We start from the raw sequence: 1,906 nt of genomic DNA, 5'->3' as shown, positions 1-1,906 counted from the left end.
GTAATATCGGGATTGTATAGCGTCCACTCCAGCGAAAAGTCTTCCTTCATTCCGTTTGGAAGATAGGCGCGCAGATAGTTGAAGGTTCGGCGTCCTCCAATGTTGCTGATTCTGTCCTCCCACTGCTCGAACTTGATACCGCTGGTGTCGACGCCCATCTTTTCGAGGCGGTCCTTTACCAAAGCCGCCGGATCGTAATCGAACTTTCCCGCATCGGGTGTCATTTCCAGCGCCCGGATCAGCGGGCCGTTCAGCTTCGGCCCAAACTCGCCTGACGCTTCCGTGTCGACAGTGACAATAAACTGCCGGGACCCGTTCGTCTTCCCGTCGGGCGAAGCCTTGGTGGTTTCCTGGATCTTGATTTGGTCCGCAGCCGCACCCACCGCATTCGCCAGCAGCTTCGTCAACTCGTCGCTGAATTTGGGACTCTCTGAAGCGGACGCAGGCTCCGTCTTTTCTGCCTGTTCGGGGTTGTAGACCGTGCGGACCGCTCCATTAGGGTCGGGGCCCGACGGCTTAGAAAACGTGCCTCGCATGACATCGCCCAGGGGATGCGCGATGTATCCGGTATTAGCGCTTACCATTTCGCGAAGTTACCTCCGCACACGGTTGAGCAACGGCAGGGCCAAAGTGCGGACGGATCAGCTCCGGAAAAGTCCGGTGAGGGATACTGCCCCGGATACGCCGAAACTACTTCTTCGGCTTCGCCGGACCGCTCACGCCTTCGGTGCCGCCGCTGGGCAGCGCGAATGCCACGCGGAGTTCGAGCAATTGCGCGGTCGGCTGCACGCGAACCCGGCAGAAGATGTCCGGCTTATGTGTCGGCGACGTGGGCTTGTGCTTCACGGTCAGCGTTGCCGATTCTCCTGGTTCCAGCTTGTCCTTGTCGACCACAAGCTCGATCCCCGGCATCTGGTCAATGCTGTACTGCAGAGTGACCGGGCCCTGAAAGTGATTGGTGAGGAGCACCTGGCCGTCAGAAGCCTTGTCGCTCGAAAGGGTCATGGAGTCGGCGCTCGCCTTGAGCGAGGTCTGTATCTCCTTGATGGAAGGACCAGACTTCATCAGGTCCCCAAGCGGGATGCCACCGGGAGCGCCGGTCACCGGACCCAGCGGCTTTCCGTCCTTGCATTCCTGCTTGTGCATGACGCCCCAGGGTGTCATGATCCCCTTGCACGGGTCGTAGGGTTCTACATACCACCACCACTGGCCCTTGTCCAACTTCCAGAGCGACCCCACAGGGCGCGGGACCTTGTTGACCCTCCCAAACCCGGGCATCACCAGCTCCCAGGGAACCTCCACCAGGACCTTGGCCTTGGTGTAGTCTTCCTCATAGTTGATGCTGACGATTTTGAACGATTCGAACTTCGTCTTCTCGGCGGAGTAAAAGACCTCCCGGCTGCCCTCATGCACCACTTGCTCCGCCTGCCGGAACTTGCCGTCGACGTGGGCCTGGTAGAATTCCGTGATCCGTGCCCGGAGCGCGGACTCAACCTCCGGCGTCGCCTTTTGGAAAATCGTGGGTGTTCCCTGGGCAAGCAATCCAGCGCAACACAGAAAGCCGGCTGCCGCGGCACGAACAGGCATACCCATATTGTATACGGACGTACCAAACTGGTATCCGTTACGACAGACGAATACTAACGGTTGAAAAGAAAGGCGTTGCTATTCAGCAAAGCCCAGAGAAGGTCCTGGGCGCGCTCGGCGCGAGGGCCGCCCTTGCCCAGATACGTGAGAGCCAGATCCATCTCCTGGCCCTGCGGCAGCCGTCCGAGTGCCGCCACATACAACTCTTCCACGATTTTCCTGTCGGACGCTCCCGACAGAAGCAACTTGGCGATGCGACCGTCCGGATCCGCGATTGCGTCGGCGATCGCGGATCCATTCAGCAGGTTCAGCGCCTGGA

General features: G+C 59.6%; 2 protein-coding genes and 1 pseudogene. All 3 read right to left on the bottom strand.

Features of this window, described 5'->3' with window-relative positions:
• Positions 1-584 (bottom strand): hypothetical protein (locus tag ACOSYY_RS15775; RefSeq protein ID WP_421663585.1); only part of this gene is annotated, 584 nt, incomplete at its 3' end.
• 106 nt (positions 585-690) lie between these two features.
• The gene (locus ACOSYY_RS15770; RefSeq protein WP_421663583.1) at positions 691-1,587 is read right to left on the bottom strand and encodes a hypothetical protein; all 897 of its coding nucleotides are present in this window, start codon (positions 1,585-1,587) and stop codon (positions 691-693) included.
• Positions 1,588-1,640: 53 nt separating this feature from the next.
• Positions 1,641-1,906, bottom strand: a pseudogene (locus ACOSYY_RS15765) (hypothetical protein); the annotation flags it as partial.

The organism is Nitrospira sp. BLG_2 (assembly GCF_049222245.1).
This window is presented reverse-complemented; position numbering and strand designations above follow the sequence as displayed.

Bases quoted from the DNA above. Each gene is read 5' to 3' on its own strand.
- ACOSYY_RS15770 (WP_421663583.1), bottom strand. From the start codon at position 1,587: ATGCCTGTTCGTGCCGCGGCAGCCGGCTTTCTGTGTTGCGCTGGATTG.